This window comes from Micromonospora sp. SL4-19 (assembly GCF_047921475.1).
Lineage (GTDB): Bacteria > Actinomycetota > Actinomycetes > Mycobacteriales > Micromonosporaceae > Micromonospora.
Window position 1 is genome coordinate 161,041 of sequence record NZ_JBLROB010000001.1, and the last position, 16,193, is coordinate 177,233.

15 protein-coding genes are annotated in these 16,193 nt (G+C 74.2%); 4 read left to right on the forward strand and 11 right to left on the reverse strand.

Features of this window, described 5'->3' with window-relative positions:
- Positions 1-64: 64 nt before the first annotated feature.
- The gene (locus tag ACNAVT_RS00660; RefSeq protein WP_416291759.1) at positions 65-1,252 is read right to left on the reverse strand and encodes an aminoglycoside phosphotransferase family protein; all 1,188 of its coding nucleotides are present in this window, start codon (positions 1,250-1,252) and stop codon (positions 65-67) included.
- A 159-nt stretch (positions 1,253-1,411) separates the two neighbouring features.
- Here ACNAVT_RS00660 and ACNAVT_RS00665 point away from each other — a divergent pair, with 159 nt between their 5' ends.
- On the forward strand, positions 1,412-1,993 hold the full coding sequence (locus ACNAVT_RS00665; RefSeq protein WP_416291760.1) for a hypothetical protein: 582 nt from the start codon (positions 1,412-1,414) through the stop codon (positions 1,991-1,993).
- A gap of 12 nt (positions 1,994-2,005) precedes the next feature.
- Here ACNAVT_RS00665 and ACNAVT_RS00670 read toward each other — a convergent pair whose 3' ends face one another.
- The gene (locus ACNAVT_RS00670) at positions 2,006-3,328 is read right to left on the reverse strand and encodes a hypothetical protein (RefSeq protein ID WP_416291762.1); all 1,323 of its coding nucleotides are present in this window, start codon (positions 3,326-3,328) and stop codon (positions 2,006-2,008) included.
- A gap of 174 nt (positions 3,329-3,502) precedes the next feature.
- Between ACNAVT_RS00670 and ACNAVT_RS00675 the strand changes: the two genes are divergently transcribed.
- Positions 3,503-3,931 carry a VOC family protein gene (locus ACNAVT_RS00675; RefSeq protein WP_416291764.1) on the forward strand — a complete coding sequence of 143 codons (429 nt, stop codon included), beginning with the start codon at positions 3,503-3,505 and terminating at the stop codon, positions 3,929-3,931.
- Positions 3,932-3,934: 3 nt separating this feature from the next.
- Here ACNAVT_RS00675 and ACNAVT_RS00680 read toward each other — a convergent pair whose 3' ends face one another.
- Entirely contained in the window at positions 3,935-5,101 is a 1,167-nt protein-coding gene (locus tag ACNAVT_RS00680; RefSeq protein ID WP_416291766.1) for a hypothetical protein, read from the reverse strand.
- A gap of 168 nt (positions 5,102-5,269) precedes the next feature.
- Between ACNAVT_RS00680 and ACNAVT_RS00685 the strand changes: the two genes are divergently transcribed.
- Positions 5,270-6,811 (forward strand): gluconokinase, encoded by a 1,542-nt coding sequence (locus ACNAVT_RS00685; protein WP_416291768.1) that lies wholly within the window; start codon positions 5,270-5,272, stop codon positions 6,809-6,811.
- Between the two features lie 23 nt (positions 6,812-6,834).
- Here ACNAVT_RS00685 and ACNAVT_RS00690 read toward each other — a convergent pair whose 3' ends face one another.
- From ACNAVT_RS00690 to ACNAVT_RS00710, 5 genes are all read right to left on the reverse strand, one after another.
- Positions 6,835-7,119: a putative quinol monooxygenase gene (locus tag ACNAVT_RS00690; RefSeq protein ID WP_416291770.1), complete on the reverse strand. Its 285-nt coding sequence runs from the start codon at positions 7,117-7,119 to the stop codon at positions 6,835-6,837.
- A 49-nt stretch (positions 7,120-7,168) separates the two neighbouring features.
- A complete protein-coding gene (locus ACNAVT_RS00695) occupies positions 7,169-7,927 on the reverse strand; it encodes a MerR family transcriptional regulator (RefSeq protein ID WP_416291772.1) in 759 nt (252 codons plus the stop codon).
- Positions 7,928-8,075: 148 nt separating this feature from the next.
- Positions 8,076-8,714, reverse strand: a complete 639-nt coding sequence (locus ACNAVT_RS00700; protein ID WP_416291774.1) for a hypothetical protein — start codon at positions 8,712-8,714, stop codon at positions 8,076-8,078.
- 126 nt (positions 8,715-8,840) lie between these two features.
- A complete protein-coding gene (locus ACNAVT_RS00705; protein ID WP_416291776.1) occupies positions 8,841-11,135 on the reverse strand; it encodes a putative bifunctional diguanylate cyclase/phosphodiesterase in 2,295 nt (764 codons plus the stop codon).
- Between the two features lie 132 nt (positions 11,136-11,267).
- Entirely contained in the window at positions 11,268-11,774 is a 507-nt protein-coding gene (locus ACNAVT_RS00710; RefSeq protein ID WP_416291778.1) for an ArsR/SmtB family transcription factor, read from the reverse strand.
- Between the two features lie 86 nt (positions 11,775-11,860).
- Here ACNAVT_RS00710 and ACNAVT_RS00715 point away from each other — a divergent pair, with 86 nt between their 5' ends.
- A complete protein-coding gene (locus tag ACNAVT_RS00715) occupies positions 11,861-12,814 on the forward strand; it encodes a S41 family peptidase (RefSeq protein WP_416291780.1) in 954 nt (317 codons plus the stop codon).
- Positions 12,815-12,847: 33 nt separating this feature from the next.
- Here ACNAVT_RS00715 and ACNAVT_RS00720 read toward each other — a convergent pair whose 3' ends face one another.
- Genes ACNAVT_RS00720 through ACNAVT_RS00730 form a run of 3 tightly spaced genes read right to left on the reverse strand, consistent with a single transcriptional unit; the run spans position 12,848 to position 16,189 of the window.
- The gene (locus tag ACNAVT_RS00720; protein ID WP_416291782.1) at positions 12,848-13,522 is read right to left on the reverse strand and encodes a class I SAM-dependent methyltransferase; all 675 of its coding nucleotides are present in this window, start codon (positions 13,520-13,522) and stop codon (positions 12,848-12,850) included.
- Positions 13,519-15,054 (reverse strand): hypothetical protein, encoded by a 1,536-nt coding sequence (locus tag ACNAVT_RS00725; protein WP_416291784.1) that lies wholly within the window; start codon positions 15,052-15,054, stop codon positions 13,519-13,521. Before ACNAVT_RS00725 ends, ACNAVT_RS00720 begins: the two co-directional genes overlap by 4 nt.
- Before the next feature lie 46 nt (positions 15,055-15,100).
- Complete coding sequence (locus tag ACNAVT_RS00730) at positions 15,101-16,189, reverse strand: hypothetical protein (RefSeq protein WP_416291786.1); 1,089 nt, start codon at positions 16,187-16,189, stop codon at positions 15,101-15,103.
- Positions 16,190-16,193 lie beyond the last annotated feature (4 nt).

A 16,193-nucleotide genomic window follows, 5' to 3' on the forward strand; every position in this document is an offset into this window, starting at 1 on the left:
ACCTCCGGAGGCACCGCCCAACAGCCAGGCCGCCACGGCCAGCGCCGGGTGGTTCGCCGGGGGATCAGCCGCTCAGGCTGACCTCCGCTTCGGCGGCGGCCCGGCCGAGGCAGGCCGGCACGTCGGCCAGGTGATACGGGTGCTCGCTCGGTTCGATGCCGGCGAGGAACATCGCGTACACGGCGGCCATCCGCAGCGGCGCGACCGGGCGGAGCAGCTCGACGGCACGGTGCGGGTCGCTGCCGGGCACGTCGGTCCGCCAGCGGGCGGCCCAGGTGTCGAGCAGCGGCGCGGCGGCGGCCGGGTCGAGGGTCTCGGTCAAGCGCAGGATGTCGAAGGCGGGGTGTCCGACGAACGCGTCACCCCAGTCGATGACCACCCGCCGCCGGCCGTCGCCGCGGACGTTGCCGGGGTGCAGGTCGCCGTGGACGAGGGTGTCGGGCAGGCCGCAGTCGCGGACCTCCTCGAGCCGGTCGTCGAGGCCGGCGAGCAGGTCGGCGGCGACCGACAGGTCGTGCGGAGCGAGCCGATCCCGGATCCACGCGGTGAGGGCCGGTCCCCGCAGGTCGGGTAGGCCGGCAGCGACCAGCGCGTCGACATCACCGGCGGCGCGCAGCTGAACGGCGTGGTGGTCGACGGCGATGGCGGCGCGTTCGGTGTCGTCGGCCTCGTAGCGGTCCTCGCCGGGTATGTGGTCGAGCAGGATCCGGCCGGTGCCGTCGGCGGCGAGCAGGGCCGGCCCGGTGCCGGGCGCGGCGGTGGCGAGCCAGCGCAGCACGGCGGCCTCGTGCCGGAAGAAGGCGGGGACCTGCTTGAGCCAGGCGCTGCCGTGCGGGCCGTCGAGCCGCCAGATCGCCGACAGGTTCCAGGTGCGGTGCTGGACGACGCCGGTCACCGGGCGACCGAGGCGGTGCAGCTCGGCGGTGGCCCAGGCCAGGCTGCGGGCCGGGCCGCCGGGCTGCGCCCAGGGAGCGCGCAGCGGGTGCGGCGACAGATCCACCGGCACCGGCTCCAGCGGCAGGGCCGGGGGCGCGCTTACCTGACCGAGGTAGGTGAGGTGACCGCCGGGCGGCTCGGGCCGGTCGGCGGCGAGCAGCCGCAGCACGGCCACATCGACGTCGTAGCGGCGGCGGGCCTCGTCGACGATCGCGCCGACCTGCTGCCACCACGGCTCCGGCACCTCGTACGCCGGCAGCGCACCCAGCGGCGCGCCGTCCTGGTCAACGAGGACGAGGGTAATCGTGCGGGACACGGCGGGAGGCTAGCGCCGCCGCCGCCGTACGGCGAGCGGTTATCCCCTGGGCCAGCGTGGCGAGGTGGTCGTCCCCGAGCCGGATGGGGGTCGGCGTTCCGGGGCGACTACGGGATGCACCCGGATGCCCGGGACGCATCGCGCTGACAAGCTGAGGAAATGACCGTCAGCGATGCCCGGGCGGCCGGGCGTACGGCGTACCTCTGGTTGCGGCCGATGGCCGTCACCGCCTCCCTGCTGCTGCTCGGCTACGGCGTGCTGCGCCTGGTCGACGGCCTGGACGGGCACCGCGACAAGTCGGCGTGGCCCTGGATGACCGGGCACACCCTGTTCCTGCTCGGCATCGTCGCGTTCGGGGCGACGATCGTGGGGTTGCACGGCCTGGTGGGTAGCGTCTCGTCCCGGCTACGGGCGGTCGACGACGTGGCCGCGGTGGCCGGCCTGGTCGGCGCGGCCGCCTTCATCTACGTGATCCTCGGCGACCTGTTCCCGCGCTTCGCCGACGCGGCGCCGCCGCCGGCCCTGGTGCTGGCGGGTGGGCCCGCGCTGTTCCAGCTGGGCATCTTGGTGCTGCTGTTCCGGGCCGCCGCGCTGCGGCTGCTGCCGGTCTGGGGAGCGGTGCTGGTGCTGGTCGGCTTCGTCGCGATCGCGGTGAACCTGGATCTGCTGCCGGTCGGCGCCGCGCTGGTCTTCAGTGGGCTGTTCCGGCTCGGGAAGCCCGCCGTCCGGGCCGGGCGCTGAGGGCGGAGTTGGTCAGACGTAGACCGGGCGACGGGTGCCGTCGTGTTCCGCGCACGGCCCGCGCTTCATCCCGGTCCTGCTGATCAGTCCGTCCTCGCACTGCACCAGATACCCCTTGCCCTCCCAGAGGTTCTGCACGCAGGCGAACCAGGCGCACACGTCCGGGGCGGGGTCGTAGACGTAGGAGCCGCCGCAGTAGTTGTAGCCGTACGGGTTGGCCGGCGCGCCGCACCGGTCCGGCTCCGTCGGGCTCGGCGTGGCGGACGGCGTCGGGGAGGAACTGACGGTCCCGGTGGGCTGCGGTGAGGGCGGGACCGGCGGCCAGCCGGCGGTCGGGGTCGCCGTCACGGAGGGGGCCGGCGAGGTGGCCGCGGTGGTGACGGGTGCCGCACCCGGGAGCCGACCGGACGTCGCGCCGGTGGTGCTGGTCCTGCCGGTCTCGCCGGGAGCGGTGGAGCTCACCGGTGCGCCGAGACTCGTGGCCGGGGATGGGAAAAACAGGTCGGTCGGGTCCGCCACCCCGGCGTTGCGGTCCACCTCCATCCCGACCACCGGTCGCTGGGGCAGGGACCCGCGGACCACGCTCACCACCGCCGCGACGGCCAGCGCCACCGCGACGGCGCCGACCAGCGCCGGCCGGACGAGCCGGGCGATCACCGGGGCATCGGCGGCTGTGGCCGGCGTCGGGACCGACGGCCGCTCCTGCCAGTGCGCCATCACCGCGTCGTCGAGCCGCTCCAGCAGCGCCACTCGCGCTCCCGTCGCCTCGGCGTAGGCCGCGGTGAGGCGCAGCCGAAAGGCGGACGCGGCGGCCCGGGGGACCCGCACCCCACGGATCCTGCCCGGGCCGTGCAGGTGCAGCAGGGTGACCGGTTCCCCGGGATGGTGCGCCACCCCGGCGAGCCGGGGGTACGGCCATTCCTGCTGCTCGTCGCGTCCCACGACGATCAGGCGCCGGTCGGTCACCACCGCCGGGCCGGCGTCGACCACGCTGACGCCTCTCGGCTGCCGGCGCGACCGCCGGGTGTCCTCGACGGGCACGACCGTCAGCTCCACGGGAGGCAGGCCGGCGGCGTGCCGCCCCGTCACCTCGACGAGTTCCGCCGCGGGCTGCACCGCCAGCACGACCTCGTCGTCGTCGAGGCGCACGGGCAGCCCCTCCGGCGTCTCCGCCGACCGGACGGGATCCTCGGCCTCGGCGTAGAGCCGGCGCAACTCCTCGTCGCGCCGGCGCCACGTGTGCAGGGCGGTGTCGTATCCCGCGCGCCGCCGCTCGTTCTCCCGGGCGACCCACCGGGCCCGCCAGCCGTGGGCCTCGTCGTCCCCTGCCGTCACCGGGATCGCCTCTCCTCGTGAAGGGCTTCCGCGTCCACCGGGTACAACCGTGCGTGTCCGTGGAGGACACGCGCAGGCATCGACGGGTTCGGCTGGTTCCGGGTGGCCGATCGGTGGAGGCGACGCCGGACCGGGTGCGCCGCCCGCCGACGCCAGCGGCGGTACGGTTCGGACATGGAGCAGCGTGTCAGCCTGATCACTCTCGGCGTGGCCGACCTGGCCCGCGCCCGCACCTTCTACGAGCGCCTGGGCTGGCGCGGCCAGGAGGTCGAGGAGACCGTCTTCTTCCAGGCCGGCGGCCTGGCGGTGGTGCTGTGGGGGCGGGGCAAGCTCGCCGACGACGCGGGCCTGACCGACCGGGGTGCGGACGGCTTCGGCGGGCTGAGCCTGGCGCAGAACGTGCGCAGCCGCGACGAGGTCGACGACCTCCTGCGCCGGGCGGCCGAGGCCGGGGCGACGGTCACCCGCCCGGCCCGGGAGACCTTCTACGGCGGATACGCGGGCTGCTTCACCGACCCGGACGGTCACCTGTGGGAGATCGCCTGGAACCCCGGTTTCCCGCTCGGCCCGGACGGCTCGCTGACCGTCCCCGACTTCGGCTGAGCCTCAGGTCCAGACGGTGCGGCGGAAGCCGCGGTGGTCGGTGCAGGCGTCCCGCTCCCCACCGGTCAGGCTGACCATCCCGTCGCGGCACTGCACCAGCCATCCCTCCCCGGACCAGAACCCGGGGACGCAGTCGAACCAGTCGCAGACCCCTCGGGCCGGCTTGCGGATCCGGGAGCCGCCGCAGAAGTCGTACCCGTAGGGATTGGCCGGGGCGCCGCAGCGCCGCTCGCCGGCCGGCTGCGGCGAACGCGACGGTTCGGTCGTGGGCGTGGCGCGGGTGTGGCGGGGCTTGGGCGTGGTGGTGGCGCCGATTCGCACCACGGGGGCGACCGGCGGGGACGCGGTGGGCGTGGCGGTGGCCGCCGGGGTGGCGGCGGAGGCCCGCTCGACGCCGGGATGCACCGGCGGCTCGGACTCGAAGAGCAGCGCCGGCACGATCAGCGCGACGGCCGCGCCGACCGCGACGGTCCGGCGGCCGCCCGGGACCCGCGCGGACGCCTGGGCCTGGGCCGGGGTGAGGACGGCGGGGCGGACCGGCCGCGCCGCGCTGTGTTCCTCGATCAGCTCGTTGAGCTGGGCGACGACGGCCGCCCGCTGCTCGATCGCGTCGGCGAACGCCAGGGTCAGCTTGAACCGGAAGTCGGCCACCGCGCCGGTAGGCAGCAGCAGCCCGGAGGTACGCCGCCGGTCCAGGACCTGGATCAGCGTCACCGGCGCCCCCGGGTCGTGGGACAGCCCGGTCATCCTCCCGTACGTCCAGTCGCGCCGGCCGCGTCCGCCGAGCAGGACCAGCCGCCGGTTGGTGAGCACGGCCAGCCCGGCGTCGATGACCTTGACCCCTTCGGGGCGGCGCGGGCGCGGCTGCGGCGGGTCGACCTCGACGGTCAGCTCGGGGGCCGGCAGCACGGCGGTGTGCCGTACGTCGACCAGTTGCGCGGCCGGCAGCGTCCAGAAGACCACCTCGCCGGGGGCCAGCTCCATCGGCAGGCCCGCGCCGGCCTCGGCCGAGCCGTGGAAGGACTCGGCGAGGGTACGCAGCCGCCGCAGCTCGTCGTCGCGTCGCCGCCACGCCTCGTCGGCGTCGCGGAAGTCCCGCTGCCGCCGTTCGTTCTGCCGGTGCGCCCACCGGTACCGCCATGTGGAACCCGTCGAATCAGTCTTCGCCACGCCGACTCCTCCGCCGTGCGAACCCCATTCGGGTGTCATTCATGTCAACTGTTGCGGAGGGCGGTAAAGACACGCGAAAGACGCCATTCTGACCGATCGGGTGATTGACCCGCACGTTAGGCGGAACGTCGCCGGGGTACGCACCGGCAGGGGTAAGGAGGTGGACCGGTGGGCGACCCGGCCGTCGTGGTGGGGGTGGACATCGGCACCACCAGCACCAAGGCGGTCGCGTACGACGCCGGCGGGCGGCAGCTCGCCAAGCACTCGATCGGCTACCCGCTCGACGAGCCGCACCCCGGATATGCCGAACAGGACCCCCAGCTGATCTACGACGCGGTGGTGGACTCGGTCCGCGCGGTGGTCGAGCAGCTCCGCGAGCCGGTCGCCGGGCTGTCGTTCAGCAGCGCGATGCACAGCCTGATCGGCCTGGACGCCGACGGCGCCCCGCTCACCCCCTCGCTCACCTGGGCCGACTCCCGTGCCAGCGCCCAGGCCGAACGGCTGCGCGCCGTACCGTCCGGGCTGGCCCTGCACCAGCGCACCGGCACCCCGGTGCACCCGATGGCGCCGCTGCCGAAACTGGTCTGGTACGCCGAGCAGCACCCGATGCTGCACGAACGGGTCGCCCACTGGGTCGGGATCAAGGAGTACGTGCTGCTACGGCTGGCCGAGGCGCTGGTCGTCGACCACTCGATCGCCTCCGCCACCGGACTGCTGGACATCCACCAGCTGGCCTGGGACGACGAGGCGCTCGGCATCGCCGGCGTCACCGAGGAACAGCTGCCGCAGCTCGTACCCACCACTCACGTGCTGCCCGGGCTGACCGCCGACGCGGCCCGCGCCACCGGCCTGCCCGCCGACACCCCGATCGTGGTCGGCGCCGGCGACGGACCGCTGGCCAACCTGGGCCTCGGCGTGGTGCACCCCGGCGAGGTGGCCTGCTCGATCGGCACCAGCGGCGCGATGCGGGTGATGGTGGAACGCCCCGGCGTCGACCCGCTCGGCGGCGTCTTCTGCTACGCCCTCACCGAGAACCGGTGGATGGTCGGCGGCGCGATCAACAACGGCGGGTTGGTCCTGCAGTGGGCCGGCGACGCACTCGCCCCCGACCTCGGCGAACACGCCGAGGCGGACCTGCTCGCCCTGGCCGCCGACGCGCCGGTCGGCTCCGGCGGCCTGATCATGCTGCCGTACCTGCTCAGCGAGCGGGCGCCGCACTGGAGTGCGGTGCCCCGCGGCGCGTACGTCGGGCTCGCCCACGGCCACCGGCGCGAACACCTCGTGCGGGCCGCGCTGGAAGGGGTCTGCCAGCAGCTCGCCCTGGTCCTCGCCTCGGTCCGGGCCGCCGGCAACGAGGTACACGAGGTCCGGGCCAGCGGTGGTTTCGCCCGCAGCCCGCTGTGGCGGCAGATCCTCGCCGACACGCTCGGCATGCCGGTGCGCTTCCCCGTCCAGCGCGAAGGGTCCAGCTTCGGCGCCGCGCTGCTCGGCATGCAGGCACTCGGCCTGATCGAGTCGATCGAACTCGCCGCCGACCTGGTCAAGATCGACGAGACGGTACGCCCCGACCCCGCCGCCGCCGCCACCTACGCGGCCCTGCTGCCCCTGTTCTCCGAGCTGTACGAGGCGCTGGTGCCGACGTTCGCGTCACTGCGACGGCTCGCGCCGAGCCTGCCGCCGGAACCGCCACCCATCGCACCCCTCCTGTGATCGCCCGCCCCGCCGCGGCCGCGTCAGGGCGCCTCGACGCCGGAGATCCGAAACTTGTGCACCTCGGCACCGCGGATCGCCGTCACCTGCTCCTCGGCCGGGCCGGATCCGCGGAAGGCGAGCAGTTGCTCGTCGGACTCCCACCGCTCGTACACGTTGATCCGGCCCGGCTCGATCAGGTCCGCGCTCACCGCGAAGTCGACGCAGCCCGGCGCCGAGCGGGCCGCCCGCACCGCCTCCATGCACGAGGCCAGGTAGGCGTCCCGCTCGGCCGGGTCGACGTAGAGGGTGCCGGCGACGATGAACACGTGACCTCCCGTGGTGAGCCGTCCGGCCCATCCTGGCACCCCGGCCCGGTCACGCCCGGTTGATCGCGTTGGCGTGGATGGCCTCGTTCAAGTACGCAGCCATCCCCGGCCGGATCTTCTCGAAGTACGCGGTGAACCGCGGGTCGGCCACATACATGTCCGCCAGCCCGGTGTGGATCTCGTACGAGCAGTCGTAGAACCACCCGGTGATCAACTGCCGGTGCTCCTCGGCCAGTGCCATCGCCTCCGGGCTGTCCGCCGCAGCGCCCGAGGCCATCAGCTCGGCGAACCGCCGACCCCAGTCCTCGTTCGCCGCCCGCTGACGCAGCCAGTCCTCCTTGCTGTAGCGGGCGACCCGCTCCGTCGACTGCCGGTACGGGTCGGTGCCGCCCCAGCGTCGCTCCGCCTCCTCGGCGTGCGCGTCCGGGTCGAAGTCCCCGAACACCTCGAACCGCTCCTCCGGCGTGAGCTGAATATCCATCGTTCTCGCCTCCATCGCGAGTTCGATCGCCGCGACCATCTCCCGTAGCTTCCCGATCCGCGAGGTGAGCAGCTCGTGCTGCCGGCGCAGGTGCGCCACCGGGTCCGCCGCCGGGTCGTCCAGGATCTCGGCGATCTCGTCCAACGGGAACCCCAGCTCCCGGTAGGCCCGGATGAGCTGCAGCCGCTCCAGGTCGGTGTCGTCGTAGCGGCGGTAGCCGGCCGGCGTGCGCCCGCTGGGCGACAGCAGCCCGATCTCGTCGTAGTGGTGCAGGGTCCGGACCGTCACCCGGGCCGCCCTGGCCACCTGACCCACCGTGTAGGACATGGTTCCCTCCCTTCCACGACCAAGGCTCCCGCCTCCCGCTGCGTGAGGGTCAAGTCCGATTGTGCGACCACCCGATGTGCCCGCAACGCGATCGCCCCCGGTGTCCGCTGGGGGTGGCGGAGACCGGGGGCGGTCGGGTCGGGGCGGGTCAGGCGTTGATCGGCTCCCGCGCCTTGTCGGGGGCGGCGAACGTCTCGCTGGCCGGGGTCCGGAACGCGTGCACCAGGCCGGCGATCGACAGCAGCAGGAGCAGCGCCGCACCCAGGTACATGGCCAGGGCGCCCTGCTCGGCCTTGCGCCCGAACTCGCTGAAGCCGTACGAGGTCAGCAGCATGCCGCGCAGCGACTCGCCCTTGAACACGGTCTCCCGCAGGGCGGAGGCCTCGGCGAGCTGCTTCTGCAGGTCGGCCAGGTTCGCGGCGTTGGTCTTCTCGGCCTCGGCCACCTGCTGCTTCAGCGCGGTCTCCGGTCCACCGAGCTCGGCGTACGTCTTGCCACCAGACATCGCCTTCAGGTGCAGCCCGATGAACTCGTTGGCGTAGCACTCGGCCTGCTTGCCCGTGGTCATCGCCTTGCCGGCGTACTCGCGCAGGCAGTCGGACTTCTTCTCCTCGTCGGTCAGCTTGTCGGCCGGCTTGAAGGTGATGTGCTGGGCGGCGAGCTGGTCGTGCACGTAGGTGTTCGCGAAGTTGGCGTTCGTCGTCAGGACGATGCCCACGACGAGCAGCAGGACCGCGAGGCCCAGCCCGCCGATGCTGAACAGCAGATCCAAGGTCCGGCGCTTCATGACTGCTCCTGTGTGGATGATGAGCTCTTCTCGGTGACGCTTCTATCGTCACGGTACGGGCACGGCCGGCAGCAGGGCCGAACCCCCTGACCGTCCGGGACCTTCGACCCTCTCCGCCCGGGCCGGTCAGCGGGCCGCGTCGATCGGGGTGAGCGTGGTGAGCAGCTCGGACAGGGTGGCCGGCCGGCCGTACCGCCAGCCCTGGCCATGCAGGCAGCCGATGGCGGCGACCGCCGCGTGCTGGGTGCCGGTCTCCACCCCCTCGGCCACCACGGCCAGGTCGAACGCGCCGGCCAGCCGGTTGACCATCTCCACCGTGGCGTACGCCCGCGCGTCGTCGGCGTCCAGCCGGGACACGAAGGACCGGTCGATCTTCAGCTCGGTGGCCGGGATCCGGTGCAGGTAGCTCAACGAGGAGTAGCCGGTGCCGAAGTCGTCGATGGCGATGCGGACGCCGAGCTCACGCAGCTGGTGCAGGCGTTCCAGCACCGCCTCGCTGCCGTCGATCAGCGCCGACTCGGTCAGTTCGAGGGTGAGCGCGCGGGGCGCCAGACCGGCGGCCGCGGTGGCCCCGGTGACCGTGGCGATCAGGTCGGGACGGCGCACGTGGGCGGCGGCGATGTTGACCGCGACGGTCACCTCGGGCGCGTGCTTCCGCCAGGCCGCCGCGGCCCGGCACGCCTGATGGATCACCCACCGGTCGATCGCCAGGATCAGCCCGGTCTCCTCGGCCAGCGGCAGGAACCTCGCCGGCGGGAGCACCCCGAGCCGGGGATGCCGCCAGCGCACCAGCGCCTCGGCGCTGCGTACCGTGCCGGTGGCCAGGTCCACGATCGGCTGGAACTCCATCAGCAGCTGTCCCTCGTCGACCGCGCGGCGCAGCTCGGCGATCAGCTCGGCCCGGCTCACCGCCGCCTCGCGCAGCCCCGGCGTGCAGATCCGGTACGCCGACTTGCCGGCCTCCTTCGCCGCGTACATGGCGATGTCGGCGTCGCGGAGCAGGTCGGTGTGCGAGGTGTGCTGCGGGCCGTACTCGGCGATGCCGATGCTGGCCGACGGGTGCACGCCGAGATCCTCCTCGCCGGGCAACGGCTCAAGGGCCGCGAGCAGCCGCTCGGCGAGCCGCTCCGGCGGCAACGACCGGTCCCGGTCGACCAGCACCGCGAACTCGTCGCCGCCGAGCCGGGCGATCATCCCGTCGTCGCCGACGGCGTCGCGCATCCGTTCCGCGATGGTGATCAGCAGCCGATCCCCGGCGGCATGCCCGAAGCGGTCGTTGACCTGCTTGAACCCGTCCAGGTCGAGAAGCAGCACGGCGACCGGCCCGCCGTCGCGCAGCGCCCGCCGCAGCCGCCGGGTGAAGGTCAGCCGGTTGGCCAGGCCGGTGAGCTGATCGGAGTACGCGAGCCGGCGCAGCCGGGCGACCAGCCGCAGGTTCTCGTTGGCGGCCAGGCCCTGCCGCAACGCGAGCACCCCGAGCAGCGCCATCATGCCGACGAAGATCAGCTCCGGGGTCTGCCCGGTGGGCCGCCGGGCGAGCACCACGGCGACGATCGCCGCGCCCACCGGCAGATACGGCAGGGCGACCCGCCACCACGGGGGCAGCGGCGACTCCCCGTTGTCCTCGCCACCGTCGTCGCGGGCGGGCGGGGGGTTGCGGGTGGCGGCGCCGATGAGCAGGTAGCTCAGCGGCCAGCAGAGGTCGATCGGGTGGCCGGGGGCGTACCTGTCGGCGGCGACGAGGGAGACGTAGACGACGTCCGCGGCGGCCCGGGTGGCGAGGCTGGCCCCGATCAGGGTCAGCGCCCGCCACATCGGACGGGCCGGCCCGGCGACCGCCACCAGGATGGTGAGCTGCATCAGGTCGAACATCGGGTAGAGCAGCCCGAAGGTGCGCAGCGGGTCGGCCAGGTCGGCGGCGGCGATGTCGCGGAACGCCACCACCCAGGCGACCGGGATGAGGGCCAGCCCGACGATCACCCCGTCGAGCAGGGTGCGGATCTGCCACACCAGGCTGCGTGGCGCGGCCAGCGAGCAGAGCAGCGCGGCGGTGCCGGTGACGATGCCGACGGTGAACAGCGCGCCGACCAGCGGCGTGTGCGGCAGGGCGTGCTCGGCCAACCGCTCGACCGTCCACACGATCCGGCCGATCGCCGCGAGCGCCATGGTGAGCGCCAGGAGCGCCCAGAACCGCCGCAGCGGCGCCGGGTGCCGCCGGGCCACCCCGGCGCAGACCACCGCCGCCCAGCTCGACACCGCCACCGCGCCGAGGTCACTGACCAGGGCCGCGCCCGGCAGGCCGGCGATCAGCCAGCCGGCCTCCCCGAGCACGACGACCACGGCCGCGACGAGGCCGACGCGGCCGTGGAGCGGGCGACGTGCGGCCGCCATCACCACGCGGCTCACGTCCTGCTGGGACACAACGATTCGCTCCGGATCCCTCTCAGACGCGCACCCTCGACGATGAGGACCGGTTGCGGTCAGCGAACGCGGAAAGCCTAGTCACCCGCGCGGCGCCACCGCCAGAGCGGATCGGCGTGCGTCATCACCCGGTCAGCCAGGTGACGGCGTGTCGCGGCGGCGGTAGAGGGACACCAGCACGCCGTATCTCGGCTGCGCCGGGTCGGCCTCCTCGAGGTTGTCGACGAGGTCTTCCAGAGTGGCCCGCAGCCGTTGCACCTGGGCCGGAGTGAGCCGCAGGTGGCGCAGGTGCAACAACGGATCGTCGTCGCCGGCCAACTCGTCCGCGACCGCGCCGAGCATGGCGGCGGTGGCGACGGAGTCCTCGCCAACGATGCGGCGGAAGCTGCGCTCGTGGTACTGCTCGGTGCCACCGCGCACCTGCCGGGTGTGGGCGGCCCGCACCAGGTCGGCCTCGGTGAGCACCTTGAGGTGGTGGGCAACGGTGCCCTTGGCCGCGCCGAGCCCGGCGGCGAGCTGGCTGATGGTGGCGGGGCCGGATCCGAGCGCGAAGAGCAGCCGATGCCGGAACGGGTGGGCCAGCGCCTTGAAGTGGGCCGGGGTGCGGACCTCCAGCATGTCGGTGATCTCGTCGGACACCCGGAAAGCGTCCACTTCTCTTGACGCTTTGTCAACCGGCTGCTCTACTGCCCTCATCACAGTGGATCCAGGGACGGGGGCTGCCCATGCGACAGGACGAGGTCACCGCGATCATCGAACGGGCCGCGAAGCTGGTCACCGAGCACTACGTCTTTCCCGAAACCGCTGAGCACATCGCCGCGCACCTGGGTGACCGGCTCCGCGACGGCCGGTATGCCGACGTCACCGACCCGGCGGCGCTGGGCGCGCTGGTCACCGAGGACCTCCAGTCGGTCAACGGAGACCTGCACCTGCGGCTCCGCCACGGGGCCAAGACCGCGTCCGAGCGCGAGGAGGAAGCCGAGGAGGAGTTCTGGGCGCTACAGGCCGCCGCCACCATGGGTGGCGTCGCCCGGGTCGAGCGGCTGGCCGGCAACGTCGGGCTGCTGGACATCCGGCCGGCCCTGTTCCCGCCGCAGGTCGCCGGCGACGCCATGATGGCCGCGCTGCGGCTGCTCGGCGGCACCGACGCCCTCCTGCTCGACCTGCGCGGCAACCGGGGCGGCAGCCCGGACATGGTCGCCCTGATCTGCGGCTGGTTCTTCGCCGAGCCCGCGCACCTGCACACCATGCACGACCGGGCCGGCAACACCCACCAGTTCTGGAGCGCCGCCTACCTCCCGGTGCCGCGATACGCGGCCGACAAACCGGTCCACGTGCTGACCTCCGCGCAGACGTTCTCCGGCGGCGAGGAGCTGGCGTACGACCTGCAACAGCTCGGCCGGGCCACCGTGATCGGCGAACGGACCCGGGGAGGAGCCCATCCCTGCGTCGGCCACCGCGTCCACCCGCACCTGGAGCTGACCGTGCCGGTGGCCCGGCCGATCAACCCGCTCACCGGCACCAACTGGGAAGGCTGCGGAGTGACGCCGGACGTCGAGGTGGCGGCCGACGCGGCGCGCGACGTCGCGTACCGCAGGGCGTTGGAGGCCCTGCTGGCCGCCGACCCGCAGCGGCCGACGTCGGACGAGGCGCGCGAGGCCCTGGCCACCCTCCCCTGACGCGGGCGGTTCCCGCATGGAGGTGTCGTACGGCTACGAGGGAGTGCGGGCCAGCACGTACAGCCGCCGGGTCTCGACCTCGTGGGGATAGCTGGACCGCTCCAGCCGGGCCTGGACCACGAATCCGGCGTCGTCCAGTGCGCCGAGCAGCGTCTCCGCCGGGAGGAAGCGGAAATCGACATCCACCTGGTGACCCCACCACTCGTCCAGATGCCGAACCTCAGTGCCCAGGTGCACCGCGACCAGCAGCGGCGCATCCGGCCGCAGCGCCCGACGCGCCTCGGCGAGGGCCGGACGTAGCTCGTCGGGCGCAAGGTGGATCACCGAGTACAGCGCCACCGCCGCGCCGAACTCGCCGTCCGCGGCGGGCAGCCGCAGCAGGTCACCCTCGCGGAACTCCGGACCCGGGTACGCGCGCCGGGCCACCGCCACCATCCGCGGCGACAGGTCGATCCCCACTGCCGGCACGCCCCGCCCGGCCAGCCAGTCCGTGACGTGGCCCGGCCCGCAACCAAGGTCCGCCACCGGCGCCCCGGGCACCGCCAGCTCGACCAGGGCGGCCAGCAAGGCCCGGTCCACGGGCTTGTCCGTCAGTTCGTCGGCCAGCCGCGCCTGGTACTCGGCGGCCACGGTGTCGTAGCTGCGCCGAGTCCGCTCGCGCTCCTCGCTCAGGTGCCCGAGGCTGCCAGGTCCGCGGCGGGCAGTCACGACCACTCCTCTGCGGGGTCGCCGTCGCCGCTCTCCGCCAGGTCGCGCGCCGGGGCGTCGGTGGCGGGCGCGGCGGCCGGCGGGCCCCCGTGCGTCCACGGCGTCTCCTCCGTGGCGGGGAAGTTCCCGGCCGGCAGGTACGCGTCCGAGAGGGTGGTGTAGCAGAGCCGCTCCCCCACCTCCGGCACCGTGCCCGGCGGCGCGGTCAGCCCGCGCCCCATCCCTCCGGAGAGCTCCAGCACCACCTCGGTCTTGCCGTCCGCGCCCGGGGTCAGGAAGACCACCTTCGCCTTCTGGCTCGGCCGGGCCGGCGAGTACACCGTCGCACCGACCGGCACCGCCACCGGCTCGGTGGTGACCACCTGGATCCGCGGGCGCAGCACCGGCCGTTTGCCGGAGTCGTCCACCCGCTTCGGGTCGGCCAGGGTCACGTCGCCGACGAACGCCTCCCCGGTCAGCCGGTGCTCGGCCATGACGAGCGGATCGTCGTAGGCGCGCTGCACCGCGTAGGAGGCCAGGGCCCGCTCCAGCCGGTGCAGCCGCACCGCCGCGGCCACCGCCCCGTCCCGGCGCGGCTGCGGCCGACCGCCGTCGTCGACGTGCTCGGCGTAGCCGGTGAAGGCGTCCTTGTCGCCGTCCCACCGGCCGGCCACCCGGGCGCCGGGCGGCAGCGCGCGCAGCAACCCCACGCCGCGCCACATCAGCTCCCAGGTGGGCGCGAGCTGGTCGCGCAGCAGCCGCTCCAGCTCCGCGTACGCCGCCGCTCGGGCGGCCGGGTCGTCCTCGGCCTCGGCGTACGCGGCCATCGCTGGGGCGAGCCGACGGTTGTCGAAGTCCGGGTCGGTGGCCGGGCCGGCCGGCGGGCAGACCGTCGGATCCTCGGCCCGGGCGGCCGCCTCGGCGCCGGTCGACCCGGTCGGCGGGTCGATCCAGCCGAGCAGCGCCGGCAGGTGCAGATCCTCCACCGCGCTCTGCCCGGTCGCCCAGTGCAGGGTCAGCGCCTCGGTCATCGCCACCAGCGCCGCCGAGCCGGGGTGCTCGGCACGCTCGGCGAAGAAGGTCAGCCACCGGCCGAGCAGCGGCACCGACGGATGCACCGGATAGTCGCCGTCCGGTCGGCGGAACCGGGTGGAGCGGCCGAACAGCCGCAGGAAGGTGACCCCGGCCGGGTTCGGCACCAGCACCTGCGGTGCGTCGACGTAGCGGTACCGCACGTCCTTTCCCCGGTCCACCGGCACCGCCTCGCTGACCCCCCGCAACGAGTCCAGGTACGGCAGCACGATCGCGGCCAGTTCGGCGGCGAACGCGAACCGCTGGTCCCGGTTGCGGGGCTGCGGTACGACCAGCAGCCGCGCCTCGTCGCGGGCGGTGCCGACCATGGCGGCGAGCGGGGCGTTCGCCTCGCCCGCCATCGCCAGCGGCACCAGCACCAGCGGGCGGTCCGACAGGTGCAGGTGCCGGACGGTGGCCACCGGCTGGGCCACCCCGGCGGCGACCGCCTGCGCCTTGGCGAGGGCGCGCAGCGTACTCACCGGGACCTCCGGGACGGGACGGGCCGGCCGGGCCGGCGGAGCGTACTCATGCGGGGTTTGCGGCCAGGGCGTCGGCGCGCAGGCGGGCAGCGGCCTGCAGCAGCGCGGCGGCCTCCGCCTGCTCCGGGTCCGGGGCGCGGACGCCGTCGGCCAGCGCCAGCGCCTCGCCGATGTCGGCGATGCCGCCCAGCGCCTCCCGCACCGGCCGGCCCAGCGCGCCGGTGTGGCCGCGCGCCTCGTGCCGGCAGAAGTACGCCAGCTCGCAGGCGGCCAGGCACTCCGGCGCGTAGCGGGCCGGCACGTCGGACAGCGCGGCGGTCAGGGCCGCCGGGTCGGCGGCCAGGTCGGCGGTGAAGCCGGCCGGCACGTCGGCGAGCAGGGCGTCGATCCGGGCCATCCGGTCGAGCTGGCGGCGCAGCACCAGCAGTTGCTTGCGTACGTCGAGCAGGCTGGCCACCGGCTGGTTGGCGAAGTCGCGCGGACAGACCAGCACCACCTCGTGCGACACCAGTTCGGGGTCGTGTCCGGCGGCAGCCAGCAGCTCGCGCAGCGCCAGCACGTAGACGGCGGACTGGATGGCGGCGGCGGACACCTTGGCCGGGTCGGCCTGCCCGTCGATCACCGGGAAGGACTTGACCTCCACCACGTGGAAGCGGCCGGCGAGCCGGGCGGCCACCAGGTCCGGTTCCAGGTGTACCCGCCGGCCGGCCACGTCCAGGCCGAGCAGCGGGTGGTCGAAGAGGGCCGCCTCGTCGCCAGGTGCGGTCAGCGCCGCACGGGACCGCTCGTGCCGATCCGGCAGGTCGTCGGCGCCACCCAGGTCCGTCCAGGTCGCCCCCGCCGGCACCGGTACGCCCAGCCGCTCCGCGACCAGCCGCAGCAGCTCCACCCCACCGTCCGCCTTCACCTGGGCCTCGAACGCGTTGCCCCGGGTGATGGCGAAGCGGGACTGGCCGAACCGGGACGGGAAGCCGATCCGCTCGGCCAGCTTCGGCTTGTCCACCCCGGCGCTGTCCAGCACCGCCCGGCGGGTGCAGCCCGGATTGCCGGTCAGCGCGGCGATGGTGCGGGCGTTGTGCCGCCGGGGCGGCACGTCACCCCGGATCTCGGCCAGGCGCTGCGCGGTGTCCGTCACGACA

Excerpts from the sequence above, each read along its gene's own strand:
- ACNAVT_RS00665 (WP_416291760.1), top strand. The coding sequence starts at position 1,412 with ATGACCGTCAGCGATGCCCGGGCGGCCGGGCGTACGGCGTACCTCTGG.
- ACNAVT_RS00700 (WP_416291774.1), bottom strand. The coding sequence starts at position 8,714 with ATGAAGCGCCGGACCTTGGATCTGCTGTTCAGCATCGGCGGGCTGGGC.
- ACNAVT_RS00675 (WP_416291764.1), top strand. The coding sequence starts at position 3,503 with ATGGAGCAGCGTGTCAGCCTGATCACTCTCGGCGTGGCCGACCTGGCC.
- ACNAVT_RS00715 (WP_416291780.1), top strand. The coding sequence starts at position 11,861 with ATGCGACAGGACGAGGTCACCGCGATCATCGAACGGGCCGCGAAGCTG.
- ACNAVT_RS00695 (WP_416291772.1), bottom strand. The coding sequence starts at position 7,927 with ATGTCCTACACGGTGGGTCAGGTGGCCAGGGCGGCCCGGGTGACGGTC.